Origin of the sequence: Streptomyces sp. NPDC096311 (assembly GCF_044763085.1) — a bacterium.
In the GTDB taxonomy this organism is placed as follows: Bacteria; Actinomycetota; Actinomycetes; order Streptomycetales; family Streptomycetaceae; genus Streptomyces.
On the sequence record NZ_JBIWFN010000028.1, the window covers coordinates 97,420 to 121,460 of the forward strand.

28 protein-coding genes and 4 pseudogenes are annotated in these 24,041 nt (G+C 66.9%); 22 read left to right on the plus strand and 10 right to left on the minus strand.

What is annotated here, in order from left to right; genetic code table 11:
- Nucleotides 1-43 precede the first annotated feature (43 nt).
- Together ACIRA5_RS46510 and ACIRA5_RS46515 are read left to right on the plus strand one after the other, a co-directional pair.
- The gene (locus ACIRA5_RS46510; RefSeq protein ID WP_403702513.1) at nt 44-706 is read left to right on the plus strand and encodes a 4'-phosphopantetheinyl transferase; all 663 of its coding nucleotides are present in this window, start codon (nt 44-46) and stop codon (nt 704-706) included.
- Between the two features lie 89 nt (nt 707-795).
- Nucleotides 796-1,308 carry an SRPBCC family protein gene (locus ACIRA5_RS46515; protein ID WP_403702516.1) on the plus strand — a complete coding sequence of 171 codons (513 nt, stop codon included), beginning with the start codon at nt 796-798 and terminating at the stop codon, nt 1,306-1,308.
- Nucleotides 1,309-1,636: 328 nt separating this feature from the next.
- On the opposite strand, the gene ACIRA5_RS46520 is transcribed toward ACIRA5_RS46515, so the two are convergent.
- From ACIRA5_RS46520 to ACIRA5_RS46530, 3 genes are all read right to left on the minus strand, one after another.
- Nucleotides 1,637-2,272 carry an SMI1/KNR4 family protein gene (locus tag ACIRA5_RS46520; RefSeq protein WP_403702519.1) on the minus strand — a complete coding sequence of 212 codons (636 nt, stop codon included), beginning with the start codon at nt 2,270-2,272 and terminating at the stop codon, nt 1,637-1,639.
- Between the two features lie 77 nt (nt 2,273-2,349).
- Nucleotides 2,350-2,655, minus strand: a complete 306-nt coding sequence (locus ACIRA5_RS46525; protein ID WP_403702522.1) for a transposase — start codon at nt 2,653-2,655, stop codon at nt 2,350-2,352.
- 8 nt (nt 2,656-2,663) lie between these two features.
- Entirely contained in the window at nt 2,664-3,224 is a 561-nt protein-coding gene (locus ACIRA5_RS46530) for a winged helix-turn-helix domain-containing protein (protein ID WP_403702625.1), read from the minus strand.
- Between the two features lie 181 nt (nt 3,225-3,405).
- Between ACIRA5_RS46530 and ACIRA5_RS46535 the strand changes: the two genes are divergently transcribed.
- Together ACIRA5_RS46535 and ACIRA5_RS46540 are read left to right on the plus strand one after the other, a co-directional pair.
- Complete coding sequence (locus ACIRA5_RS46535; RefSeq protein WP_403702525.1) at nt 3,406-3,933, plus strand: hypothetical protein; 528 nt, start codon at nt 3,406-3,408, stop codon at nt 3,931-3,933.
- 139 nt (nt 3,934-4,072) lie between these two features.
- Complete coding sequence (locus ACIRA5_RS46540; RefSeq protein WP_403702528.1) at nt 4,073-4,915, plus strand: serine/threonine-protein kinase; 843 nt, start codon at nt 4,073-4,075, stop codon at nt 4,913-4,915.
- Nucleotides 4,916-4,957: 42 nt separating this feature from the next.
- Here the strand turns inward: ACIRA5_RS46540 and ACIRA5_RS46545 are convergent, their stop codons facing one another.
- The gene (locus ACIRA5_RS46545; RefSeq protein ID WP_403702530.1) at nt 4,958-5,677 is read right to left on the minus strand and encodes an IS6 family transposase; all 720 of its coding nucleotides are present in this window, start codon (nt 5,675-5,677) and stop codon (nt 4,958-4,960) included.
- A 65-nt stretch (nt 5,678-5,742) separates the two neighbouring features.
- Nucleotides 5,743-5,955: pseudogene (locus ACIRA5_RS46550) on the minus strand (hypothetical protein); the annotation flags it as partial.
- A 184-nt stretch (nt 5,956-6,139) separates the two neighbouring features.
- Here ACIRA5_RS46550 and ACIRA5_RS46555 point away from each other — a divergent pair.
- From ACIRA5_RS46555 to ACIRA5_RS46585, 7 genes and pseudogenes are all read left to right on the plus strand, one after another.
- On the plus strand, nt 6,140-6,835 hold the full coding sequence (locus ACIRA5_RS46555) for a TetR/AcrR family transcriptional regulator (protein ID WP_403702533.1): 696 nt from the start codon (nt 6,140-6,142) through the stop codon (nt 6,833-6,835).
- Between the two features lie 334 nt (nt 6,836-7,169).
- A pseudogene (locus tag ACIRA5_RS46560) lies at nt 7,170-7,844 on the plus strand (BTAD domain-containing putative transcriptional regulator); the annotation flags it as partial.
- A 200-nt stretch (nt 7,845-8,044) separates the two neighbouring features.
- The gene (locus ACIRA5_RS46565) at nt 8,045-9,019 is read left to right on the plus strand and encodes an NB-ARC domain-containing protein (RefSeq protein ID WP_403702536.1); all 975 of its coding nucleotides are present in this window, start codon (nt 8,045-8,047) and stop codon (nt 9,017-9,019) included.
- 56 nt (nt 9,020-9,075) lie between these two features.
- The gene (locus ACIRA5_RS46570; protein ID WP_403702539.1) at nt 9,076-9,399 is read left to right on the plus strand and encodes a sigma factor-like helix-turn-helix DNA-binding protein; all 324 of its coding nucleotides are present in this window, start codon (nt 9,076-9,078) and stop codon (nt 9,397-9,399) included.
- A gap of 248 nt (nt 9,400-9,647) precedes the next feature.
- Nucleotides 9,648-10,361 (plus strand): sigma-70 family RNA polymerase sigma factor, encoded by a 714-nt coding sequence (locus ACIRA5_RS46575; protein WP_403702541.1) that lies wholly within the window; start codon nt 9,648-9,650, stop codon nt 10,359-10,361.
- Nucleotides 10,362-11,098: 737 nt separating this feature from the next.
- The gene (locus ACIRA5_RS46580; protein ID WP_266639843.1) at nt 11,099-11,482 is read left to right on the plus strand and encodes an MmcQ/YjbR family DNA-binding protein; all 384 of its coding nucleotides are present in this window, start codon (nt 11,099-11,101) and stop codon (nt 11,480-11,482) included.
- Nucleotides 11,483-11,490: 8 nt separating this feature from the next.
- Nucleotides 11,491-12,048, plus strand: coding sequence for an MmcQ/YjbR family DNA-binding protein (locus ACIRA5_RS46585; RefSeq protein ID WP_403702543.1), 558 nt, complete (start codon nt 11,491-11,493; stop codon nt 12,046-12,048).
- A 486-nt stretch (nt 12,049-12,534) separates the two neighbouring features.
- Here ACIRA5_RS46585 and ACIRA5_RS46590 read toward each other — a convergent pair whose 3' ends face one another.
- From ACIRA5_RS46590 to ACIRA5_RS46600, 3 genes are all read right to left on the minus strand, one after another.
- Nucleotides 12,535-12,687, minus strand: a complete 153-nt coding sequence (locus tag ACIRA5_RS46590) for an Ada metal-binding domain-containing protein (RefSeq protein ID WP_403702546.1) — start codon at nt 12,685-12,687, stop codon at nt 12,535-12,537.
- Nucleotides 12,688-12,799: 112 nt separating this feature from the next.
- Nucleotides 12,800-13,417: a TetR/AcrR family transcriptional regulator gene (locus ACIRA5_RS46595; protein ID WP_403702549.1), complete on the minus strand. Its 618-nt coding sequence runs from the start codon at nt 13,415-13,417 to the stop codon at nt 12,800-12,802.
- A 32-nt stretch (nt 13,418-13,449) separates the two neighbouring features.
- Entirely contained in the window at nt 13,450-13,821 is a 372-nt protein-coding gene (locus tag ACIRA5_RS46600) for a Rid family hydrolase (protein WP_403702552.1), read from the minus strand.
- A 672-nt stretch (nt 13,822-14,493) separates the two neighbouring features.
- Here ACIRA5_RS46600 and ACIRA5_RS46605 point away from each other — a divergent pair.
- The 11 genes and pseudogenes from ACIRA5_RS46605 to ACIRA5_RS46655 all read left to right on the plus strand — a co-directional run.
- The gene (locus ACIRA5_RS46605; RefSeq protein WP_403702554.1) at nt 14,494-14,952 is read left to right on the plus strand and encodes a carboxymuconolactone decarboxylase family protein; all 459 of its coding nucleotides are present in this window, start codon (nt 14,494-14,496) and stop codon (nt 14,950-14,952) included.
- A gap of 243 nt (nt 14,953-15,195) precedes the next feature.
- Nucleotides 15,196-15,348 (plus strand): hypothetical protein, encoded by a 153-nt coding sequence (locus ACIRA5_RS46610; RefSeq protein ID WP_403702557.1) that lies wholly within the window; start codon nt 15,196-15,198, stop codon nt 15,346-15,348.
- 141 nt (nt 15,349-15,489) lie between these two features.
- A complete protein-coding gene (locus ACIRA5_RS46615) occupies nt 15,490-16,314 on the plus strand; it encodes an isocitrate lyase/phosphoenolpyruvate mutase family protein (RefSeq protein WP_403702559.1) in 825 nt (274 codons plus the stop codon).
- 60 nt (nt 16,315-16,374) lie between these two features.
- Nucleotides 16,375-17,022 (plus strand): nitroreductase family protein, encoded by a 648-nt coding sequence (locus ACIRA5_RS46620; RefSeq protein ID WP_403702562.1) that lies wholly within the window; start codon nt 16,375-16,377, stop codon nt 17,020-17,022.
- 234 nt (nt 17,023-17,256) lie between these two features.
- Nucleotides 17,257-18,312 carry an alpha/beta fold hydrolase gene (locus tag ACIRA5_RS46625; protein WP_403702565.1) on the plus strand — a complete coding sequence of 352 codons (1,056 nt, stop codon included), beginning with the start codon at nt 17,257-17,259 and terminating at the stop codon, nt 18,310-18,312.
- Between the two features lie 800 nt (nt 18,313-19,112).
- Nucleotides 19,113-20,012, plus strand: a complete 900-nt coding sequence (locus ACIRA5_RS46630) for an NADP-dependent oxidoreductase (protein WP_403702568.1) — start codon at nt 19,113-19,115, stop codon at nt 20,010-20,012.
- Nucleotides 20,013-20,042: 30 nt separating this feature from the next.
- Nucleotides 20,043-20,234: pseudogene (locus tag ACIRA5_RS46635) on the plus strand (ester cyclase); the annotation flags it as partial.
- A 436-nt stretch (nt 20,235-20,670) separates the two neighbouring features.
- On the plus strand, nt 20,671-21,141 hold the full coding sequence (gene msrB / locus ACIRA5_RS46640) for a peptide-methionine (R)-S-oxide reductase MsrB (RefSeq protein ID WP_403702571.1): 471 nt from the start codon (nt 20,671-20,673) through the stop codon (nt 21,139-21,141).
- Nucleotides 21,142-21,428: 287 nt separating this feature from the next.
- On the plus strand, nt 21,429-21,758 hold the full coding sequence (locus ACIRA5_RS46645) for a hypothetical protein (protein WP_403702574.1): 330 nt from the start codon (nt 21,429-21,431) through the stop codon (nt 21,756-21,758).
- A 139-nt stretch (nt 21,759-21,897) separates the two neighbouring features.
- Nucleotides 21,898-22,146, plus strand: a complete 249-nt coding sequence (locus ACIRA5_RS46650) for a transposase (protein ID WP_403702577.1) — start codon at nt 21,898-21,900, stop codon at nt 22,144-22,146.
- Between the two features lie 98 nt (nt 22,147-22,244).
- Nucleotides 22,245-22,790: pseudogene (locus ACIRA5_RS46655) on the plus strand (IS3 family transposase); the annotation flags it as partial.
- Between the two features lie 213 nt (nt 22,791-23,003).
- Here the strand turns inward: ACIRA5_RS46655 and ACIRA5_RS46660 are convergent.
- Together ACIRA5_RS46660 and ACIRA5_RS46665 are read right to left on the minus strand one after the other, a co-directional pair.
- A complete protein-coding gene (locus ACIRA5_RS46660; protein WP_403702579.1) occupies nt 23,004-23,648 on the minus strand; it encodes an RraA family protein in 645 nt (214 codons plus the stop codon).
- Nucleotides 23,649-23,680: 32 nt separating this feature from the next.
- A complete protein-coding gene (locus ACIRA5_RS46665; protein WP_403702581.1) occupies nt 23,681-23,953 on the minus strand; it encodes a DUF6510 family protein in 273 nt (90 codons plus the stop codon).
- Between the last annotated feature and the right edge of the window lie 88 nt (nt 23,954-24,041).

Consider the following 24,041-nt stretch of genomic DNA (forward strand, 5'->3'; position numbering starts at 1 on the left):
TCCCGTGTCCCCTGTGTCTCCTGCGCCCCCTGGAACCGGGTTGATGGCGTCCCTGCTCCCGCCGCAGGTGGTGGCCATGGAGTCGTTCGGGGAGTGGGAGGGGGACTGGAGAAGGGCGCTGTTTCCCGTCGAGGCGCGGGTCGTGGACAAGGCGATGGACAAGCGTCGGCGGGAGTTCGCGGGTGTAAGGGTGCTTGCCCGGCGGTCATTGCGAGTCCTGGGGGTGTCGCCGGTGCCCTTGGTGCCGGGTGCTCGGGGTGAACCGGGGTGGCCGCCGGGCGTCGTAGGGGCGATGACGCACTGCACTGGATACCGGGCGGCGGCGGCTGCCCGCGCGGAAGCGGGCGTGGCCGCGGTGGGGATCGACGCCGAGCCGCATGCCCGGCTGTCGGCGGAGGTACTGGAGATGGTGGCGGGCCCCAGTGAGCACGACCACTTGAAGCTGCTCTCGGAGCGATGGCCGGAGGTGTCCTGGGGGTGCCTGTTGTTCTCCGCGAAGGAGGCGGTCTTCAAGGCGTGGTATCCGCTGGCCCGCTGCGAACTAGGCTTCCTCGAGGCCGAAGTGGAGTTGTGGGCGGACCACGACCGCGCCGGGGGTTTCAGTGCTGCCGTGTCGCGGCCCGGGCCGTTCACGGCGGTGTCGGGACGGTGGCGTATCGCCCGGGGAGTCGTCGCGACCGCGGTCACGGTGGACGCGACGGCGTGATCACCACAGTGACGCCGGCTCTCGGAACAACATCAACAACTCTGGCCGAAGCCGCAAACGGAACGGTCCTGTCTCGGAAGGTTGAAGCAATGCGTCTTGCCGATGGTCCCCACGTGGAGTGCGAGATCGAGATCGCCGCTCCACCGGAGCGGGTGTGGGGGCTGGTGTCGGACATCGCCACCTCGGCCCGGCACAGCCCCGAACTGCAGGAAGTGGAGTGGCTGGACGGGGTCGAGGGACCGGCCGTCGGCGCGTGCTTCTCCGGCCGCAACCGCAACGCCGGGCTCGGGGAGTGGCACACCGTCAGCCGCGTCGCAGCACTGGAGGAGCAGCGCACCTTCCGGTGGGAGGTTGTCTACTACAACGACCGCAGCCACGGCGAACCGCTGGCCTTCTGGGCATACACGCTGGAGCCGGTCGCGGACGGGACCGGTACGCGCCTGCAGCACGGCATGCGGCTCGGCACCGCCCGCGGCCCGCTGCAGGACTTCGTCGAGAAGTACCCGGAGCAGGAGGAACAGATCATCGACGGCCGACTGGCCCGACTGCGCACCGGCATCGAGACGACGCTGGCCGGCGTGAAGGCGGAGGCTGAGGCGTAACCGACGCATGGGGCCCGACCGGCCGTGGCGTCGCGCTCGTCATGCACGCGGCACCACGGCCGAGTCGCGGCCTTCCTCCTCGCGTGCGAGCCAGAATTCATGATCGGGTGACCGCCTTGCCGCCAACACCGTTGTGTTTGAGTGTTGAGTCGCAGGTCAAGCCCTGGTGAATGCCGCAACGGGACGTCCTGAGAGGGCGTTACTGACTTCGGCTCGTTAGGGTGACTTTCGCTGGACTTCCTGATGGTGACTTCCTGCTGACGGTGTAATTTCTGATCTGCTCGTCAAGACTGCGTCCGACGCGTCATGCTTCGGACGCAGCCCTGTCCTACTCCCAACTCACGAAGGCATCGTTGCCGGTGCCCGACAGGTGTGGTGTCACCGGATCTGCATAGCCGGGCAGGCGAATCTCCGTCCCCTCGCTCAGGGCGACGAGGAGGTCTTGGAACATGTGCGACAGGCTGTCCCACACCTTCACCGGACCCTCCGTGTCCCCGGCGTGTAGACCGTAGAGCACGTTTCCGAACCGGTCTCCACCACGGTGGTCGAGGATGAGCTTGCCCCCGGTGATGTCCGTAGCGAGCGGGACCCATCGGACATAGAACGCGTACCCGTACACCCCGTCGTAGATGTCCCGCAGGTCGGGGTCCTCCGACTCGTTTTCCTCGACCCATTCGGCGATCGCTTCTTCCATCGTTCGTTGACCGGCACGCATTCCCTCGGCGCCGTGCAGGATGAACCCTCCAGGGAGGATCACGCCGGGACCGCCATGGCCCTTCGTGGCGGTCCCGGCGTGATGTCCCAGCCACGTCACCAGGTCGGGGTGCAGGGGGAACCGGCGGTCGGCGATGGCGTCGATGTCGTCCTGCGCGGCGGGTGGGTTCAGGGCGGCGTGGTCCGCGGGCGCGTTGGCCTCCAGCCACACGTCGAGGCGGGCAAGGACAACATGAAGGTCGTCGGTCATATGACAACGCTACGAGTCACAGTGGTGGCACCGCCATGCACTGATGACGCCTGCGGACTGACTTCCGCCCGTCAGGGTTACGTTGGATTGCCGAGGGTCAGGCCGGTTCCAGCTATGAAGCCGTCGAGGGTGTCGGGCCGGTACTGACGTCGTTTGAGCCGGTTGCGGACGAGGGCTTCGAGGCGGTCGAGGGCGACGACGGCGAGGTTGACCAGGCTGCGTTTGACGTGCGCGATGAAGTCGCGCTCTGCCATGCTGCGACGCTTGCCTTTGCCCGAGGGGTGGGTGCGCAGGCGGTGGCACAGTCGGGTCCGGGAGCCGGGCCGCATGGCGATCAGCCCGGCCACGGACAGCCGTCCCGAACGTCGTCCGCTCACGGTCACCTGCGGAGTCACTCCGCGTCGGCCCCAGGTACGCCCTTTGGGCGGCCGGCGGGTGAAACCTGCCTCGTCTTCGAAACAGATGTAGCCCCCACAGGCCGCCCGGGCTCTTTTACCTCTTCCCAAGTCGCCTCCTTCCACGTGGTGACAGCCTGCTCGTCACGTTCAGCGACCCGCCGCGCGGGGACCTGCGGGCTGAAGCCGAGCCGGTGCATCAGCCTCGTCGCCCCGGAGACGCTGTAGGAGACGTGGAACTTCCTGCCGATCAAGGTGGCCACCCTTGCTGCGGTCCACACCTGGTCCTCCACCCAGCCGTGCGCGGCCGGGCCCTGCTCGAGGTACGCAGCCAGCTTCTCCAGACAGCGCGGGGACAGACGACATCGGGATCCGCTCGGGCCACGGGAGACCAAAGCCTGAGCACCGCCGTCCCGCCACAACTGATGCCATTGATAAGCCGACTTCGAGCTCACCCGCAGACGCCGTGCCACCGCCGACGGCTTGATCTTCTGCTCGAACAACGTGGCCGCCTGCAGCCGTACCGTCTCCCGGCGCCGCCGGCCCGCAGCGGTCAGCCCGCCCCCATCCGCATACCTCACACACCACGGAATACAGCCACCGCACCGGGCCCATCAGGGACTTCACGAAAGTTCACCCTGACGAGCCGAAGTCAGTAGGCCGGAACGCGATGCCGGTCGCGGCCGGGATGATCCGTTCCGGCCCCGCTGCTGCTGAGAGTGGGTAACTTTCCGCGATATGAGCGCACACCGAGCTTCCCCGGATGAACCGTGGCCCGGCTGGTCGACCAGCCGGGCGGCTCATGCCGCGTACGGCAAGCACCTGGTCCGCATCGGCGAACTCATCCCGGTGCTGCTGTACTCCAGTGCCATGGAACGCCAGCAGCTGGCAGCCGCGCACACCGCCGGTGACCAGGGCCACGTCGACTTCCAGGTCAGCAGCCTGGCCCGGGAGTGCCGGGACGACCTGCTCGAGCTCGCTGCCGTCCTGGACGCGCTCGCCCTGTGCCACGGACACGGCAGCTACCTTCCGCGCCCCTATCAGGAAGACTCCCGTAGTCCGGTGCCGAAGGATGTCGAGCTGCGCACCGACGCCTCCGACGTCGCCGGCGAACTGGTTAGCTACGACCACCGGCATGGGACCAGCACCACCGGTGACATCCCGTCAGCTTTAGAGGACGGCTGTACCGATGCCGAGCGGGACGCCGTCCGCGTCTACGCCCGCCGGGAGTGGATCACCGCCCAGGAGAGATGGAACAACATCTGACCAGGGCAGCGGACTGTCCTTCTTCGCTGTCCCCTGCCTGTGATCAGCACTTCCCTGTTACTGGTGGTCGTCCCGGCGTAGCGTGACGGGAACACGCCTGGTAAGGCGTGCGTCGCGGTGAGTGCGGGAAGGGGGAGTCGTGCAGGAAGGGACCGTGCTGGACGGGCGCTACCAGCTGATCGAGGCGATCGGTGCAGGCGGGTTCGGACAGGTCTGGGCAGCACACGATCCCAAGATCGACCGCCTGGTCGCGGCCAAGGTGCTCACCGGTGACGCGGGCAGCAGCCGGCAGGTGGCCCGGTTCGCCCGCGAGGCCGCAGTCGCCGGCGGCCTCGCCCACCCGAACATTGTCACCGTCCACGACTTCGGCTCCACGACACACAACGGGCAGCCCTGCGCCTACCTGGTGATGGAGCTCCTGCCCGGCAAACCGCTCAGCGCCGCCCTGGAAGCCGGGAGACTGCCCCTGCCCAAGGCCCTGTCCGTCGCGGCCTGCGTCGCGGACGCCCTGAAAGCCGCCCACGCCGCGGACCTGACGCACCGGGACATCAAGCCCTCCAACATCATCATCAGGGCCAGCGGCAAGGCAACGGTCGTCGACTTCGGCATCACCAAGGGCAGCGACGAACGGCACGACATCACCACCACCGGCGTCCTGATCGGTACCCCGGCCTACATGGCACCCGAAGCACTCGCCGGCACCTTCGACCACCGCTCCGACCTGTACTCGCTCGGCTGCGTGCTCTACGAGATGGTCACCGGCCGCCGGCCCTTCACCGGCACCTCCTGGCACCTGGTCAACCAGCACCTCAAGGAGCAGCCCGCGCCGCTGCGCACCCTGCGCCGGGACGCGCCCGTGGAGCTGGAGCGGTTTGTCGCCCAGATCCTGTCCAAGGATCCGGCTCAGCGGCCAGCCTCCGCCAGAAAGGTCTGGGAGGTCCTCAAGGGGCGCTGTCACGTTGTTGGGCGCGTGGGTGTCTGACGGTGCGTCGGGGAGTGGTTGGGCCCGGTTCGGGGCCTGTGCTCAGATCGTCGTGGCCAGGCCGACGGCGCCGGTGATCTGTTCCCAGATCGCGAAGCGGATGGTCATCTCGGCTCGGTAGTTGTGTGCGGTCATCTGGTGGCGGCGGGGCCGGAAGTGGGGTGAGATGCCGCTGAAGGCGGACAGAAACCGCTGCGCCCCACCGACGGAACGGAAGCCCTTCATCGCGCGTTCGCGCTGCCTCGTCGGCTGGTGGCTGTTCTCCGCCCGATTGTTGAGGTACTTCGACTGCCGGTGCTGGACGTAGGGCATGACCTCGCGGCGGGCGGCGCCGTAGGAGCGGAGCCTGTCGGTGACGACCACCCGCGGCACCGCACCCGTCTTCTTCATCAGGCGACGGAAGAAGCGCCTGGCTGCGGCCTTGTCGCGCCGGTTCTGCACAAGGACGTCAAGCACGTAGCCGTCCTGGTCGACGGCCCGCCACAGGTACTTCTGCTTGCCGTTGACCTTGATGAAGACTTCGTCCAGGTGCCACTTGTCGCCGGGCCGGGGCTGTCGGCGGCGCAGTGCGTTGGCGTACTGCTGCCCGAACTTCACACACCAGCGGCGGACCGTCTCGTAGGAGACGATCACACCGCGCTCGAGCATCAGCTCCTCCACCTCACGGAAGCTGAGCGGAAAGCGGTGATACAGCCACACACCGTGGGAGATGACCTCGACCGGGTACCGGTGCCCCTTGTGCGACGGCGATACGTTCCCCACGGGCCATCCCCCTCCAGCATGATCAACCAGAAGATCATCCCACCCTGTCAGCCAACGTGACAGTGCCCCCGCCCGCCCTCGTCGGTCATGGCCGCCTGCCACATGTGCGGAAAGGTACGGCTGCGGTCAGCAACCTCGCAGGTCAGGCCGCGGTCGCGCACCAGACGGAGATGGGTCGGACCCTCGGTGTAGCGGATGGCATCGGTGATCAGTTCGCTGAGGATCAGCTCAGTGGTGACGGCAAGCTCCTCCAGCCCCCACTCCGCCGGCTTGCGTGCCACAGCCATCCCCATGTGGGCATGTCGTGACGGACAAGACCCAGAGGGTCAAACGAGTGCGCGGCTCCGGCAGGCCGGCACCGCCTCGGGAGGCCCGGGACGATGGCTCCGGATCGGATGGGCCGAGTGCCGGAGGGCGCGGTATCGGAAAAGGACCTTGAGGTCCCTTCTGGATCCTGCTAACGTGCGCACCGGTAATCTGGCCAATGTGGCGGAACAGGCGCGCGACAAAATCGACTCCCGGCTGACTGAGCGCGGGCGGGCGACTCGAGAGCGCATATTGAGGGCCGCCGTCGACATGATGTATGTCAAGGGCGTGTCTTCCACGACCCTCGACGAGGTCAGGGCGGCCAGCGGAACGAGCAAATCCCAGCTCTACCGCCACTACCCCGACAAGGATGCGCTGGTGCGGGACGTTGTCGCGTTGCAGGCTGCAGAATTGCTCGAACGTCAGCACCAGCTACTGAAGCGGCTCAACTCCCTCCGCGGGCTGGAGCGCTGGCGGGACGCACTGATCGAACACAACGCGCTCCGAAACGGAGCGTACGGCTGCCCGCTCGGCTCCCTTGCAAGCGAGCTGGCCGATCAGGACGAAGAGGCGCGCAAGGCGATCGCCCGGCACTTCGACACCTGGGAGGGACTGCTCGATGCCGGGCTCGAGCGGATGAAGGACTCAGGAGTCCTCCGTGTCGACGCGGACGCCGGAGAGCTCGCCACCGGCCTCATGGCCGCCCTTCAAGGCGGCTACCTCCTTGCGCAGACGGCCCGGGACGTCAAACCCATGAGGATCGCCCTAGACATGGCGATCGGCCACGTCAAGGCCTATGCCGTGCTCGCCGAGGACGTCAATCCGCCGGAGCGGGGCGCGGGAGGGCGCTAAGCCGTCTGGGGCGATTCGGCGCCGAGAGGTCCCGGTGCGGCGCCACAGGCGGTTGCGTCGCGGTCTCCGTGCCGGACTGGACTTCACCGTCCTCCCAGCGGGCGGAGGCGGCCCGGCGGGGGCGTGACGGCGGGAGGGCGCGTTCGTCTGCACGCTCTGTGCCCGCATGTGGCCCCAGCTGCCAACCAAAAGCGGCGGCCCCCTGCAGAAAGGCCGGACTCCTGCAAGAGAGGACTATTTGGTCCTGAAAATTGGCCGATCTGCGGTACGTTTGGGGAGAGCGGTCCCCTGCGGACAGCCAAGCCTCACAAGGATCTCCAGGGCGGTAGGCACTATGCATGCAGGCGTCGAGTTCTCGGTGCTCGGCCCAGTCCGACTACACAAACAAGGGGTCGCGGCCGGAGCCGGTCAGCCGAGGCAGTGCGCCGTGCTCGCTTCGCTGTTGCTCAGGGCGGGCAAGCCTGTGAGCCTCTCGAAGCTGGTGGAGGACGTGTGGGGCGACGACGCCCCACCGTCGGCCGTAGGATCCGTGCGCACGTACGTCTACAGGCTCAGGCAGGCTCTGGGGGAGCAGAGTGACAGCTCCGTGAACCTGGTCGACGGGGGCTACCTGCTGCACATCCAACCGGACGCTCTGGACCTGAACAGGTTCAAGGAGACGACGGCAAGGGCGAGGGAGGCCCGCAGCACCGGCGACCTGACGTCCGCGGCAAGCCTGCTGACCGAGGGCCTCGAGATGTGGAAAGGAGTGGCCCTCGCCGGGGTCCCGGGGCCGTTCGCGGGCCAGCAGCGCAGCGTCCTTGGCGAGCTGCGCCTCGCCTGTGCGGAGGAGCAGCTCGCCTGCGAAGTGGAGAGAGGGCGCTACACCGAGGCCGCCGCAGAACTGTCCGCCCTGCTTGTCGAGGACCCGCTTCGAGAGCGCATATGCGGCCTCCTCATGACTGCGCTCTACGGTGCCGGGCGGCAGTCCGAGGCCCTGACGATCTACCACACGATCAGTCACCTGCTGCGTCAACGCCTCGGCGTCAGCCCGTCGCCGGAACTGCAACAAGTCCACGAGCGCATCCTCTCCGGGCGATTCCAGCTCCCGCAAAGCGCCGACCGCCCGAAGGACGCGCCACAGACGCCCCGCCTCACGCCCCGGCTCAGCTCCCAGCCGCCCTGCCGAGCCTCGTCGGCCGCGAGAGAGAACAGGAGCAGGTCGAGCGCTTGGTCGCCGATGCAGAGGCGTCGTCCTCTGTGGCCATCTGCACGGTCGGCGGACTGGCCGGCGTCGGCAAGACAGCTTTCGCCACCACCGTCGCCCACCGTCTGGCTGACCGATTCCCCGACGGCCAGCTCTTTGCAGACCTACAGGGAGCCGGACCGGAGGCCGAGCCGCGGGACCCCGCGCAGGTGCTGGAGGACTTCCTGCAGTCCTTGGGGGCCCGCCTCGAGGACATACCCGAGACCGCGCAGGCACGGGGGCTCATGTTCCGCGGCTTGCTGGCCAACCGCCGAGTGCTCGTCGTGCTCGACAACGCATGGAACACGGACCAGCTAAAGCATCTCCTCCCCGGAGGCCCCGGCTCCATGGCCCTTGTCACCAGCCGCATGCAACTGCACGCGCTCGTCGCTGCCTACCAGGCACTTCCCCTGACACTCATGCCCCTGAGCCAGACGGACGCACGCAGCCTCCTCGCGCGCCGACTCGGCGCAGCGAGGACAGCAGCCGAACCAGAGGCCGTCGACCGCATCATCCGGCTGGCCGGGCAGCTCCCCTTGGCCCTGGCCAACGTCGCCGCCCGCGCTGCCTATCGACCGCAGCTGCGCCTGGCGAGCCTGGCCGACGAGTACGAGGCGCCGGAGCACAGCACCCTGGACGCCTTCGCGAGCGAGGAGGACCAGGCGCTCGATGTCCGCGAGTCCATCACCCGCTCGTACCGCCTGCTCGACACGGAAACAGCCGCGCTCTTCCGCGACCTGAGCGCCTGCCCAGACCCCATGTTCGCGGCATCGCAGGTCGCGGAGCTGGCCGGACGGCCCGAACGCCGAGTCCGCAAGGTCTTGTCGCGCCTCACCCGAGTGCACCTCGTCTCGGAGATCGGCCCGGGTCGGTACAGCTGGAACCGGCTTGTGGCCGCGTACGCAGTGGAGCAGGCGGGGCAGGGGTTCCTCGACCAGGGCAAGCCGGCCCGTTGGTAGGGCGAGCGAGCAGGGGCCAGCATCCATCAGTACATGTCTCCCCGTCGCAGACAGCCGTGGAGACCGCCCCTGCGCTTTTCCTCCGAGGTCGGAGACCAGCAGCTGGCGCGTCTTGGCGCCTACGCTTCCGGAGTGTCGAAGTCGGCCGCGGCAGACGCTCTGGAACGCATCGTGCATCCCGACCTCAAAGCAGCCTTCTGTCAGATCCCCCTCCGCGCCGCCTCGCTGTGTACCTCGCAGACGTCGAGGGCCTCTCCTACCGCGAGATAGCGGAAACGATGGGCACCCGTGTGGGCACCGTGATGTCGCGCATCCACAGAGGGCGCCGGCAGCTCCGTTGGCTGCTGCCGCAGTACACGCCCGGGCTGCACACAGCGTGACCGCCCGCCACCGGCGTGGAGCGTCGCGGGCCTCCGCGGCCGGCCTGCTCACCAGCCAGTCGCGACAGTACGGGAAAGCGCGCCCCACGCCGCGCACGAGTCGCTCGTCGAAATACGCCGGAAACCCCGTCCGTGAAATCCCGGGATGCGCGCACGGCGGAAAGAAAAAACAGCGACTTCGCGTAGACGGCCTGTAGATGGTCTCGTGCTTGGCTTGTCCGCACAAGATGACCTGGGGATTGAGAACCATGCACTATGCGGATGTTGGAAATACGTGCCGCTCGGCTCCGGATGGACATGCCGGAACCAGCGGCAGCGCCCTGGCAGCAGGGCCCGCCAAGGGCCGAGGGCAACTCGACCCGGCGTCCGCCGCCTGGGTGGACGCGCTCGAGGGCGGCCGTGGGCTGCAGTACGAGCAGGCCTGCACGCGGCTGCACGAACTGCTGGTGCGGATTGCCATGGACGAAGTGTTCCGCCGGGGTCCTCGCTACCGAATTACCGGGCCCGAGCTGAACGATCTCGCCCACCAGGCGGCCGCCGACGCACTGATGAGGATCACGCACAAAATCCAGGAATTTCGAGGCGACGCCAGGTTCACCACATGGGCGTTCAGATTTGTCGTACTTGAAGTGTCCAGCAAGCTGGGCCGCCATTTCTGGCGTGTTTCAAATACCCGGTTCGACTTTGACGAATGGGCGCAAGTGCCCGACCGCTCCGGTATCGACCCCGTCAGCCGCTGGCAGGCACGAGAGCTGCTCGAAGCCGCGCGCAACGCAGTCGAGACAGCACTGAGCGCCCGCCAGCGGCAGGTCTTCACCGCCGTCGTCAACGGGGTCCCCCTGGAAACGCTTGCCAGTGAGCTGGAGACGAACCGCAACGCGCTCTACAAGACGATGTTCGACGCCCGTAAGAAACTGCGAGCTCAGCTCATCGCCAGCGGACATCTCAGCGCCGCGGGCTGATGCAGCGGCGGCGACGTCGGCCCAGGCAGCGCTGACCGAAGGGCTCGCACCGCAGCCGCACACGTCCCGGGCGCCTGACAGTCGTCTTCCCGGGGCGGACGAGAAAGACTGCGCCGCCAGGACCTCTCCTTCCCGAAGGGCCGGAGGTAAGAAATCGCCCCCGGGCGCTCACCAGCCGCGGGCGGGTCAGCGACGCCGAGCTCGCGGGTGTGCGGGGCGCCGGGAACACCGATCCTGGCGATCGTCGCGGTGGCGGTGCAGTTCCTGCTCACCAACTTCATCAACAACGTTATCCAGGCCGACATCGACATCCCCGCCGTCGATACGGCCGTGGCCCAGTGAACCGCCGATCGCTTGATCGCCGAAACCCTCGACGCGGTCCGCGCACCCAGCCCGGTAAACCCCTCAGCAACCCAACGATCATTCAGGAAAGGCTCGACATGTCTGACAGCCGGCGCCCAGGGGCCCGTCTGGCCGTTCGACGCGAAGTGGCCCGTCCTTTGCTCAGAAAATGGTCCACACGTGTGGGTGGACGCGCGCATACGCTCCGGTCATGGCCAGCGCGGATTTGGCCGCCTGCGTCACGCCGCCCGCGTAACTGTCTCTGTACCCCGGTCGACTTCCGTCACTGTTGCCGGCGTGCGGGCGCCGCCGGTCGTGGCGGCCATGCGGGAGACGCCAATTTGTGCCTTGGCCGGGCGGTCAGGGCACTCGGATCGATAGAGGAGTTGATCACCTTGGACGGACAGGAGCTGCAGAAGATCGCGGGCGACTGCACTGTGGAACTCCCCGGCGCCGACCTGGAGCGTCGTTTCGGCCCTGACTGGGAGGTCTACAAGGTGCGCGGCAAGGTCTTCATGCTCATGACCGACATGCCGGGGCGCCCCGTCGTGATCCTGAAAGCTGATCCGGACGACGCCGCAGCCCTGCGTGAGCAACACGCAGACATTACCCCCGGCTATCACATGAACAAGAGGCACTGGATCACGGTGGAAGGCGGGGGCACCATCGACGAGAAGCTGGTGAAGGAGCTCGTGATCGACTCCTACCGTCTCGTGGTCGGCGGGCTTCCCAAGTCCGAGCAGCCCGTGGATCCGCACACCTACGGCCGCCGCGCCTGACCTTCGTCATGCCCATCAGTGGCGAGAAGCTCCAGAACAGAGCGCGCGACACAGTACTGGCGCTGCCCGGGGTCAGCCACGGGCGCCCGTTCACCGAGCAGCTGGACGTCTACAAGGTGGCGGGCAAGGTCTTCCTGATTGTCACGGACGACCCGGACGAACGCATCGTCACCCTCAAGACAGAACCGGAGTACGGGCGGCTGCTGCAGCACGAACACCCATCGATCACCCGGGCCTACCAACCAAACCTTCGTTACCCAGCACTTGGCGGAGTAGCCACCCCGGGGTGGAGCGCCCTGGTCGCCATGCTTTCCGATAGGCCGATCACCCTCGCCATCGACGGACCTGCCGCCCTGGATTGGTCTGCGGCCGTCAAGTTGCTGAACTCGGCGCTGGAGGCGCGCGGCCTCGCCGCCTCGGCAACCGATCTCCGGGCCCACCTCGCCCCGTGGCCGCGGATCCTCGAGCCACAGGGTCCACCGAGCTCGCCGACGACCCGGCTTCGACCGGTTCGCCGAAGACACCCTTGCCGACCTCTTCGACGAGCTGCCTGTGCCGGAACATAGGTCCGACGCAGTGGCCCTCGTTTTCGGGCCCGGCGCCGCCCTGGCCCCCCACGACGTGCTCTGGTACATGGACACACCCAAGCGGTGCGCGGAGGCTGCGGTCGCCGCTGGAACCGCGGGCAACCTCGACTCCTTGGCCAACCGCATCGACTGCTGGATCGATTGCCAGGACCTCGCTGCACCCGCGGGGCTGTCCGGACCAGTGCTTCGCCGGAACCTGGCGGCCCAGCCGTTCCGTACCCGGCCCACCTTCAACACCCCGTCCTGGGGCGGCCGCTGGCACCAGGAGAAGCTTGGTCTCAAGCAGGACGCCCCGAATACCGCATCTCGGCTACGAGCTGATCGCACCGGAGAGCGGTGTGCTGATCGGTGACGCGGAAGGGGCCGTCGAGGTGCCCCTCCAGATGCTGGTTGCGCTGTCCCCGCGTGAACTGCTTGATGCCAGCGTTGTCGTTTCGGGGGGTTGTAGTTGGTGTCCCGGGCGGTTCAGAAGGACACGTTTTCGGCATGTGGCAGCCGGGCCGGGAAGGAAGGCCGGCAATAGATGCCAGTGGTGTGAACCGCGGTGACGAACTGGCCGTCGGAGCGTCGGTCCTTGTCTGTGACCGCCTGATAGCAGGTGCCGAAGACGGTGTGCATGGTCCGCCGTGTTCTTGGGTCGAGCAGGCATGCCCAACTGGCCTCAAAAGGCAGCGGCCGCCTGAGAAGTGTGTCGTGGAACGAACGCGCTCGTGGAGCTGCGAACGTGGGCTCAGCTGCGAGCGAGGGATTCGATGTGGTCCAGGGCCATGTCCAGCGCGATGGCCATCGGCTCGGAGCTGTGAGCGTTTTGTGCAAGCACGTAACCACCCTGCAGAGCAGCCAGCAGACCAGTACCCAAGCGTTGTGGGTCCGCGTCCTCGGCGAGTACGCCGAGGACGCGGAGCCGGGTCAGCGTTTCGACGAGTATCCGCCGCCAGGCATCGAATGATGCGTTGAGCGCTTGGCGGGACTGCTCATCGTTGTCGGACAGCTCAATCGACATCGCGCCCAGCGCGCACCCGTACGAGCCGTCCTGCAGTGAGTTGGCCTGGACCAGGGCGTCACGCCAGCGGCGCAGACCGGTGAGGGTCTTCACGCCCCGCAGGCGCTGTTCCTCGCGGGCGAGGACGAACTGCGACTGCACGTCGATCACGGCGTGGATCAGCGCGTGTTTGTCCTCGAAGTGGTTGTACAACTGGGACTTACTGGTGCTGCTGGCCAGCCGGACGTCATCGAGGGTGGTGGCGTTGACGCCCTTGACATAGAACAGCTTGGCTGCCGAATCAACGATCCGTGAACGGGTCTCCAGGCCGCGTGGCGTGCGGCGTGTACCACTGGTTCCGGGCACGGTGTCTCCCTCGGGCATGTTACTCACTCGTGCTACTCGGCCGCCGAGTGCGTCACAACCGCGGTGCCCTCGATCTCCAGGCGGAGACTGGGCCGGATCAGTTGTCGCACCACTGCGAGCATATAGGCCGGTCGGTGAGAGATGACGTCCTTGCGAACCTTCACGTACGCACCGATGTCGGCGGGGTCTGTGAGCCAGGACCGGACCTGAACGACGTCGCCCAGTTCGGCGCCCGCGCACCGCAGCGCCTCGCACACGTTGTCCGAGGCTTGCCGGGCCTCCTCGGCGGAATCTTCCGGCCGGGTTCCGTCCGGCCGCAACCCCAGGGTGCCGGGCAGGACGACCTGCGTGGCGCCGACCGGGATCGCGACCGCATCGGAGTAGGTGCCGATGTGGCGCGACACCCTGGCGTCGATGAACTGTGTTGCGGCGGTCGTATCAGCGAAAACCTCCTCGTAGATCGACGCGAGGCGGAGGCGCAGGCAGATCCGAGAGATCTTGCGTTCGTTTCAGTCCATCCTCCATCCTCACGTAAGAGTGGACCAAATCGTCCATCAAAAATCAATCGATCACGCTGGACTGGCCTGGCTCAAGGCGGCTTGAACTCGCTCGTTCCGACCGGTCGAATGGCTCACGGCGTAGCCTTGATAGGGCCTTGAACTGCAGATTTACCGATCCGATGCGGCATTGACCCGCTTGCATCCAGCGTGGCCGACTCGGCCCGCCCGGGGGAGGGGTTGCGTAGAAGATTGTGGTCTGTATAGTCCTTCTTGCACGGTGTCCGGGTTGCGAAGAGATCCGGAACTCGGCGCCGACGGAGTCGGCCCTCGCAATGCATGTCACCAGGCGCCCGGTGCAACCGACGCCACCGGCCAGGTTGCGGCCAGCGCAGGTAAGGCCTGCGGCGGAGCTCTGAAGCACCACGAGCCCGACTTGGGCTCGACGACAACCACTCACACCCGACCGGAGGTCGATTGGCTGTGTCACGACTGAACGTTCCCCCTCTAGAGGATGTACCCGCCGGCACGCAGCGAATACTCGACAACGTTGGTGCGCAGCTCGGCTTCGTCCCGAACATGTTCAAGACCATCGCGTCGAACCCGACCGTTCTCGAGGTCGTCACGACTCTGCAAGGCACCTTGAGCCGGGTTCTGGATGCGAAGACCCGGCACGGCATCGCGCTGGCCGTGTCGCAAGCCAACGGCTGCAGTTACTGCCTGGCGATCCACACCTACGTCGCGACCGAATTCGGCGGCATGTCAGCCGACGACATCGAGCTCGGCAGCGTCGGGAGCTCGGTCGATCCCAAACGCGCCGCGGCCGCTCGCTTCGCGCAACGGGTGGTCGACAGCCGCGGCCAGGTCAGCGACGCCGAGCTCGCGGGTGTGCGAGGCGCCGGGTACACCGACCCGCAGATCCTGGCGATCGTCGCGGTGGCAGTGCAATTCCTGCTCACCAACTTCATCAACAACGTCAACCAGACCGACCTCGACATTCCCACCGTCGGCTCGGTCGATACGACCGTGGCCCAGTGAACCCGCACCCGGAGCCGACGGCGCCCGACGCGGCGCGCGAGAGCGCGACCGAGCATGGGTTCCGCGCTCGGCACGAAGTCGTGCTGGCCCATTAGGCGGACAAGATCGCCAACCTCTACGCCTCAGACGGGGTCATCGAAACACCCACCGCCGTGCTTCCGTCGGGAGACATGGGCTCTGCCGTGGTCCAGGGCCGCGAGTCGATCCGTGTCTTCTTCGCCGCCCGTCGCCGCGAAGGAGCCTTTGAGAACTGGGTGGCGTACCGGGACCTACCTCAACGACAGGCATCAGTTGACCTGGGAGTACCCACGCCAGACACCGACGGGCGAACAGACCCGCCTCGTCGAGTCCACGGACATCGTCGACGGACTCATCGCGCGTCATCTCGTCTGTTGAGGCTGGGGCGGCTTTAAGAAGCTCCACGCCGCCGCCAACAACACCCCACCCACCGGTTGATCGCCGGAACCCTCGACGCGGCCCGCGCACCTAGTCGGCAGACCCCTCACTGACTCAACGATCATTCAGGAAAGGCTCGACATGCCGGGCTCCGAACTCTATGAGAAATTCATGGCGCTGCACACCCGCGACGGTGGCCTCGTCATGCCGAACGCATGGGACGGCCTCTCGGCGCTGATGCTGGCCGATGCCGGCTTCGAGGCGATCGCGACATCGTCTGCGGCGATCGCCGCCACGCTCGGCCGCCTCGACGGGCGTCACGAAGTCACCCGCGAAGAGCACCTTGAGCATGCGCGGCTGCTCGGCCGCCTCACCGGGCTGCCCGTCAACGGAGACTTCGAGGACGGTTACGGCGACACGCCTGAAGAAGTCGCCGCGACCGTTGAGGCCGCCGTGGAGTCTGGCCTGGCCGGTATCGGGATAGAGGACACCTCGGGCAATCCCGATCAACCGATCCGCGACTTCGACGAAGCAGTCAATCGCGTACGTAGCGCCGTCGACGCTTCCAAGGGGCGCATCGTCGTTACCGGCCGCACCGACAACTTCATCCAGGGACGGCCCGACCTTGACGACACCATTCGGCGTCTGACGGCCTTCGCTGAGGTCGGCGCGGATGTGGTCTACGCGCCGTTCCCACCCGACCTCGACGCACTCGTCGCGATCGTCACCGCGGTCGCCCCGACACCGGTCAACGTCCTGGTGTCTCCGTCGGACAAGGTGCTGACCGTCGCTGAACTGCAGCAAGCCGGGGTCAAGCGCATCAGCTTGGGTCCGTTGCTCTACACCAACGCGATGGGCGCACTCGAACAGGCCACGAAGGCGCTCCTCGCAGGCGACCTCGCCTCGGCAACGACAGGTATGAGCTTCGCGCGCGTCAACGAACTGCTTGCCCGCGGCAGGAACTAACCCAAACCCTACGAATCACTGGCTCCGCACCCAATGATTACAAGAAGAAGGCAGGTTGACATGGACCTCGACAAGCTCATGAACAAGCACCTCACCAGGTACTTCGACGCCAGCAAGACCATCCCGGAGGAGACACTTCAGCAGCTGCTGAGGTTCCTGCGCTCGACACCGTCGTCGACGAACGTACAGCCCAACCACTTCTACGTCCTCGCCACGCCCGAAGGCAAGGAGCGGCTGGCGGCCAACCTGGGCGAACGATTCCAGGACAACAGCGAGAAGATCCTGAACGCCTCACACACCGTCATCCTCACCACCAGGGCGGATCTTCCCGACAGCCACTTCGATGCGGTGTTCACCAAGGAGAGGGCCGACGGGCGGTTCGCCGACCGGGCAAAGCACGAGCTGTGGGAGTTCATGACTCGCGACTTCCTCAACCTGCGCAAGTACGGCTACAAGGACGTGAACCACTGGATGGAAAAGCAGACCTACATGGCCTTGGGCATGACCATGATGGCGGCTGCCGAGCTCGGCGTCGAAGCCATGCCGCTCGAAGGGTTCGACCCGACCAGCGTCGACAAGGCGTTCAAGATCCGCGAAACTGGACACACCACGACAGTACTGCTGGCCCTCGGCTACCCCGACCCCGCGAAGGCGTACCCCAGCCCGATTTCGCGCTTCGAAGCCGACCGGCTGTTCACCTTCGTCTAAACATCCCCGGCATCGGGAACGACTGTGGCCGAAGTCCGCAGGCCGCGGACACCTCGGTCCTCGATGTCAGTCGCGGGTCGCCCGGCCGGCGCCCCAATCGTTGGTGGCCCAGGTGACCCAACCGCGTCGGCTGCGCCGATCCTCACCTGCTCGACAGACCGCAACCTTGCACGTCAGCGCCGCGTACACGGCGCCTGCAGTGAACCCCGAAACGCACAGAGAAAGAACAAGAAAGTGAACGACAGTAAGCTGTCCAGCGAAGATCCGCGCATCGGAATAGGAAAGACCAACAAGCTCATCGCGCTCATCACGGCTGTGGTGGCTGTCCTGGCGGGCTCCGTGGCTTTGAGCTCTGGAGCATGGGGCGAGGGTCGCGACCAGGGCTCGGTGGCGGCGCAGTCGACGTCGTCTTACCCGCAGTCTCAGCCGCCCGCTGGCTTCCAATCCAAGTTCGCGGAAGTAAATGGCTTTCGCATGCACTACCTGCAGGGTGGCAAGGGTTCACCTGTGGTGATGATCCACGGGTTCCCCGAGGATTGGAGCGAGTGGCGGCAGGAGATGGGCCCGCTCTCCAAGACGCACACCGTGATCGCCGTCGACCTGCGTGGTGCTGGCCAGTCCCAGGTCACCGAGGGTGGTTACGACGCAGCGCAGTTGGCGAAGGACGTGCATCAGCTGCTGACGCAGCTGAAGCTCAACAATGGCGTGCAGGTTGTCGCCCACGATATTGGTATGTGGGTCGCCTACGGCTATGCGGCGCAGTTCCGGTCGGAAGTGCGGAGCATGGCTGTGATGGAAGCTCCCATCCCGGATAAGAGCATCTTCACCTACCCCGCGCTCAACGCCGACCCGAGCAAGCCCTCGCCGTGGCACTTCGGCCTGTTCCAGCTGCCCCTCGCTGAACGCCTCATGGTCGGTCACGAACGCGTCATCGTCCACGACATGATGCTTGAGTACGTGAACGGCGACAAGTCGCCGTTCACGGCGTCGGACTTTGACTACTACGCCCACTTCCTGAAGGAGCCCGGCCGCACGACGGCCTGGATGAATGTGTACCGTGGGCTTCGCACGGATGTTCAGCAGAACAAGGAATTCCTGGCTCAGGGCAAGTTGAAGATGCCCATCCTCGCGGTCGGTGGTCAGCTTTCCTTCGGTGCAGGGGTCCCCAACCAGTGGCATGACTACGCCGTGAACGTCCAGGGGCGAGTCCTGAAGAACACGGGCCACTTCGTGAACGAGGAGAGGCCGAAGGAAGTGACGGCTCTGCTGCGCTCCTTCCTGCAGAAGTAGCTTTCACCGTCAAGGGATGAACAACGATCCCTACAGACGGCGGAGAGCATCTCCGTAGACAGGGTCGCGCCGGTGGTTACGAGTATCTCCACCGCCGACGGCTGTTCACCTTCGTCTAAACATCCCCGGCATCGGGAACGACTGTGGCCGAAGTCCGCAGGCCGCGGACACCTCGGTCCTCGATGTCGGCCCACCCCGGACAACCCAGACCGGCGGCAGGCGCTGGCGGTCATCACGGCCCGCGCGATGTCGGTCGCGGGTCGCCGGCCGGCGCCCCAGTCGTTGGTGGCCCGGATGACCCAACGGCGTCGGCGGACCTCCCACTCGCCCGGCATCGGATTCTCGACCTGCGCCGTGGGGTCATCGAACGGCTCGGCGAGGAACTGCTGGTGGTAGGCGTCGACGAGATCCAGACCGCGCCAAAGTGGGCCTCTCTCTCGCCGACGCCGATCGGGTCGGACAGCACCTCTGGCAGCGCCTCGACGTCCACGGCGTACCGCTCGTCGAGCGCGGCGGCCTCCGGGGAACGCGCTTGACCTCAACAGGTTCAAGCGGGTGGTGGCGTGAGCGAAGGAGGCGCGGACTGATGGCGACCTGCCGTCGGCGGCAACGCTGCTGTCCGAGGCCCTGGGGATGTGGAACCGGTCGGTCAGACGGAGTGAGAGGACAAAGATCTACTGTGAAGGCGTGCGGAGTGTCCAGGTCGACACCGCTGCCTGCTTTGGGTTTCCGGCCCGTACCTCCTGGTCGGTTGGTCGGACTGAGTGAGAGGACAAAGATCTGCTGTGAAGGCGTGCGGAGTGTCCGGGGCCGAGAAGGAAGTCGCCCTGCTGGAGTTGCCCGAACCGTCATCTCCAGGGCCCGGTCAGATCCTGGTGGCGGTTGAGGCGGCCGGGGTCGGCCCGTGGGACCAACTGCTAAACGGCGCTGGCTGGGACGTGGGGCTGCGCCCCCCGGCGGCGCTGGGAGTGGAGGGCGCGGGCAAGGTGCTGGCCGTCGGCACGGGTGTCACCGGGTTTGCCGTAGGCGACCGGGTGCTCGCACACGAGGCCCCGCTGCCCGGGGGAAGCGGCTTCTGGGCCGAACGCGTTCTGATCAACGCGGATCACGCGGCAGCCTGCCCACCTGGGCTGGACGCCGTGCACGCGGCGGCACTGCCGGTCAACGGGCTCACCGCGTTGCAGGCCCTGGAGAAGCTGGACCTCAGCCGAGGACAGCGGCTCCTGATCACCAACGGAGGCGGGGCCACCGGAGCCCTGGCCATCCAGCTCGCCGCGGCCAAGGGCATCGAGGTGACCGCGACCGCGTCTGCTGCCGCCGCAGAGCGCCTGCGTGGTCTGGGAGCGATGGAGGTCGTCGACTACCACGACCCGAACTGGTCGGCCAAGGTACGCGGCGGGTTCGACGCCGCCCTCGTCATCGCCACCAGCACGGCGGACGCCGCCCTGCCCTTGGTGCGGGACGGCGGCCGACTGTGCTCCCTGACCTCGGACGCGCCTCCGGAGGAACGAGGCATCACGAGTTGGGACCTCTACGTCGAGCCCAACGCCGCGCAGCTTGTCCAGCTGGCGGAGCAGGCCGCCGCGGGAACCTTGAAACTCGCACCGGAACCCCTGCCGCTGAGCGAGGGACCGGCTGCGTTCGCCCGGGTGGTTACCGGACGGGCCGGCGGTAAGAAGATCGTGCTCACCCGAGCATGACCCGACCGGGCACCGCCCGATCTCGCCGTCATCGACAAGTTTGTCGGGACCGAATACATCAACCACAACCCTCACGCTCCCAACGGCCCCGAAGCACTGCGCGGCTTCGTGACCGGCTTCAGGGGCCGCTACCCAGACCTCCAGCACGACGTCCTGCGGGTCATTGCCGAGGACGACCTGGTCCTGCTGTACACCCACGCCGTCAGGACTCGGGCGGGAGACATCCCGTCCCTGTCGGCTTCCGGCCCGAATCAGTGCCTGAGCCATCACTCAGCCATCTTCTGCCTCGACGAGGAGCAACGGTGCGTCGCGGACGCCACCGTTGCCGAGCTCGACGCCTCAGGCCTGTGGCCGGGCAGGGTCGTCACGCAGGTGATTCCGGCGGGCACCCAGCGTTGCCCCTGGGGGCCGGGCGCGAGCGATGGCGGCAGCGTGAGCGGCCCTCCCTCGTCCTTCCGTCCCGGCTGTGAGGGGGGAGGCAGCCGGGCTCGCGTCGGGCGGCCGCTTCCGACCACCACTTCAACGGTCCGCCCGTGCACCGCGCCCTGGGCAGGCCCTCACCCGCGGCCCCTGCACCCCTGCGACACGGTAAGAGTCCGGGCGAGGCATGACGCGAATAGGGTAGAAGGGACACTCCAGCACGGTCTGGGAGGTAGTCATGCCGGAGTACAGCAAGAGCCCACAGCGCATCTCACAGCTCACCGACCAGCAGTATCGTGTGACCCAGCGAGACGAGACGGAGCCCTCGTTCTCCAACGCCTACTGGGACAACAAGGCACCCGGTATCTATGTGGACATCGTGTCTGGGGAGCCCCTCTTCGCCTCGGTCGACAAGTACGACAGCAGGACCGGCTGGCCCAGCTTCACGAGGCCTCTGGAGTCCAGCCACGTCGTCGAGAGGCCCGATACCAACCACGGCATGGTCCGTGTCGAAGTACGGTCGGCTCAAGGGGACAGCCACCTCGGGCACCTGTTCCCGGACGGGCCCGACGACCGCGGAGGACTGCGGTACTGCATCAACTCCGCCTCACTGCGCTTCGTCCCCCTGCAGGATCTGGAGCAGGAGGGCTACGGCCAGTACCTGAGCGTCTTCGAGACTAGGGAAGAGGACGCCGCCGAGAGCCGATGACCGGCAACCAGGGCAGGGCCCCGGAGCCCGAACAGCATGGCGGCTCGGCGCCCCGTCCTGCGGCCCGGGGCCCAGCAGGGCCCCAGCCGATACCCGTGTACAGCAGTACGGAAAGCGCTCATGTGCTGCGGCGCTCAAGGGGTCGGGTCACCTCCACGGAGTGGAGGCGGCCAGGACAATAGAGCAGACCCCCTCCCATGGGGTCATCTTCCGCCGCGCTGAGCCAGAAGACGCCCGCCGGACCTCACGAGCAACGGAACCGTCGGGCCCGGAAGAAGGACCGCACAGTGACCAGGAACATCGACAGCCTGCACCCAGAAGACGGCGCCACCGTGCCGCCTGAGCAGATCCCCACCGCTGTCACCGCAGGCCGCCTGGCCTACGGCGATGGCACGACCCAGATCTTCCAACCCGACGGGAGCACGTCCTACTTCGAGGCAGGACGCCAGACAGAGGGCACCTGGTCCGTCGACGAGAATGGGCGCTTCTGCTCCTTCTGGCCGCCCTCCTACCAAGCGTCCTACGATCTGCGCTGGGTGGTGGAAGGGGGAGCAGCCGTCGGCCTTCGGTTCTCTGACCTGAGGAGCGGTACCTGCTTCGATGGCCGTTTCCAGTAGCTGTCGGCGGCGGTTGAATCGTGGCTCCTCCAAGATTTCCGTGAAGCCGATCATGGGGCTGCCGGGGCCGTGAGGTGATCCCCGTGATGTGGACACACCTGACAATGGATCTTGTTGATCCTGGAAGGTGTAGATCTCTGTGGCACGGCCCTCGAAGTACAGCGCGGAGTTCCGGTCCGACGCGATCGCGTTGTGGCGGGCTTCGGCTGGCAGGCGGACGTTCAAGGACGTCGCGGCTGATCTGAACGTCAACCCCGAGACGCTGCGGACCTGGGTACGTGATGCCGACGGCCGTCCGGCCTCTGCCGGCGCGTCGCAGGACACCGAGGCCGAGTTGGCCCGGCTGCGGGCAGAGAACGCGCGGCTGGCCAAGGCGGAGAAGGAATAGCAGCTGGAGCGGGAGATCCTGCGTCGGGCAGCGGCGTATTTTGCCCGGGAGATGAAGTGAAGACCGCCGCTTGGGACTTCGTCTCCGCCCATGCCGAGATGTTCGGCGTCAAGCGGATATGCCGGGTGCCGGAGGTCTCCCGCTCGGGCTACTACCGGTGGATCGCCGGCACCAAAGCGCGGGCCGTGCGGCAGGCCGCCGAGGACACGCTGGTCGCCGAGATCCGCGAGATCCACGCCGAACACCGAGGGAACTACGGCGCGTTGCGGGTCCACGCCGAGCTGCGCGGCTTCGGCCACCCGGTCAACCGCAAGCGGGTCGCGCGGCTGATGCGCAAGTACGGCATCGTCGGCCGCCACCTGCGGAAGAAGAAGCGCACCACGATTCCAGACCGCCTCGCGCCGCCGGTGCCGGACCTGGTCCGGCGGGACTTCACCGCCGGCGATCTCGACGAGAAGTGGTGCGGCGACATCACATACGTGCAGGTCGGCACGGCCTGGCTCTACCTCGCCTGCGTCGTGGACGTCCGGTCCCGCCGGGTGCTCGCCTGGTCGATGGCCCCGCACATGCGGGCCGAACTCGTCATCGACGCGCTCCAGAACGCGGTCGCCGCCCGCGGCGGCAACGTAGCCGGAGTGATCTTCCACGCGGACCGCGGGTCGCCCGGGCAGTACACCTCGGCCGCGTTCGCCCAGGTCTGCGACCTGGCACGCCGTGCCGGCCTTCCCGACGATCAGCGAGGTGTGGCTGAGGCTGCTGGAGACCTACCGGGACCGGCAGCAGCCAAGCCCGTCATAACAGCCGACGATCGGGGGTAGCGCGCCCGTCGACGGCAGGGGCAGGTCGCCGCGATCCGGTTACTCGGCGGCGGGGGCTTTGTTACGGATCCTGTCGACGAAGGCTGCCTCGACCTGTGCGATGCGGTTGGCCTCTTCGAACACGCTGAGGACCTGTGCGGCGGGGATGACGACAGCGCCGGATGCGTCCGCGAACACGTAATCACCTGGGCGGACAGTCACGCCGGACACGACGACCGGCCGGTTGGCCTCGAAAGGTGTCACGACATCGCCGCCCCACTTGGTTGTCTGCCCTAAGCAGTAGGCGGCGAAGTCGTAGGTCGCGATTTCGGTGAAGTCCCGGAGACGCCCGTCGGCCAGGACGCCCGCAAGACCGTGTGCTGCCACCAGCGAGAGCTTTGATCCGCCTCCGAGCGATACCCCGGAATGCCCGTTGCCGGCCAGGACCAGCACCCGCCCCTGCGCGCCGTTTTCGATGGCGTCATGAAACAGCTGGGAGAAGTTGTAATGCTCGAGTGGGAGTGCTTCCTCGCACGAGGGGAGGAACGAGATCGTTATCGCGGGGCCCAGGAGGATACGGCCCGGGGTTGGGGTCACCAGGTCGTTGATGTGACACCGGTGGCGGTGCGTTCGTCCCATGGCGTCGGCGACGTCGGGGGTGCGTACTCGCGAGGCGAGACCTTGCAGGTCGTTCTTGTGTGCCATGAGGCCTCCCGTCCGGTTATGCAGTCGTAACGTCAGGCCGGAGTGGGGATCTTGACGTAGTTCAGTCCGCCGACGTCGAGCCACGTCTGGGTGGGGGAGCGGACCAGGCGAAGCAGGACGCTGTCGCACCCGGGGCAGCGCAGCACCATCCCGGGACCACCGAGGTAGGCGTGCGTTTGGGCAAGCATCGTCTGTTCGCCGCAGCCACGGCATCGTCCGGAAGCCATGGTCATGTCGGTTCCGAACAGAGACTCGAGGTCCCCGGCGGCGGCATTGCCGTCAAGGAAGTCAGGCGTCAGGGTCATGGAATTCACCTCGCTTTGTGCCGATGCACCCGGAGAGTCGTCGCCACTGGTGAGCCCGGCCACTGGCGGGGTACCACGCATGGCCGCG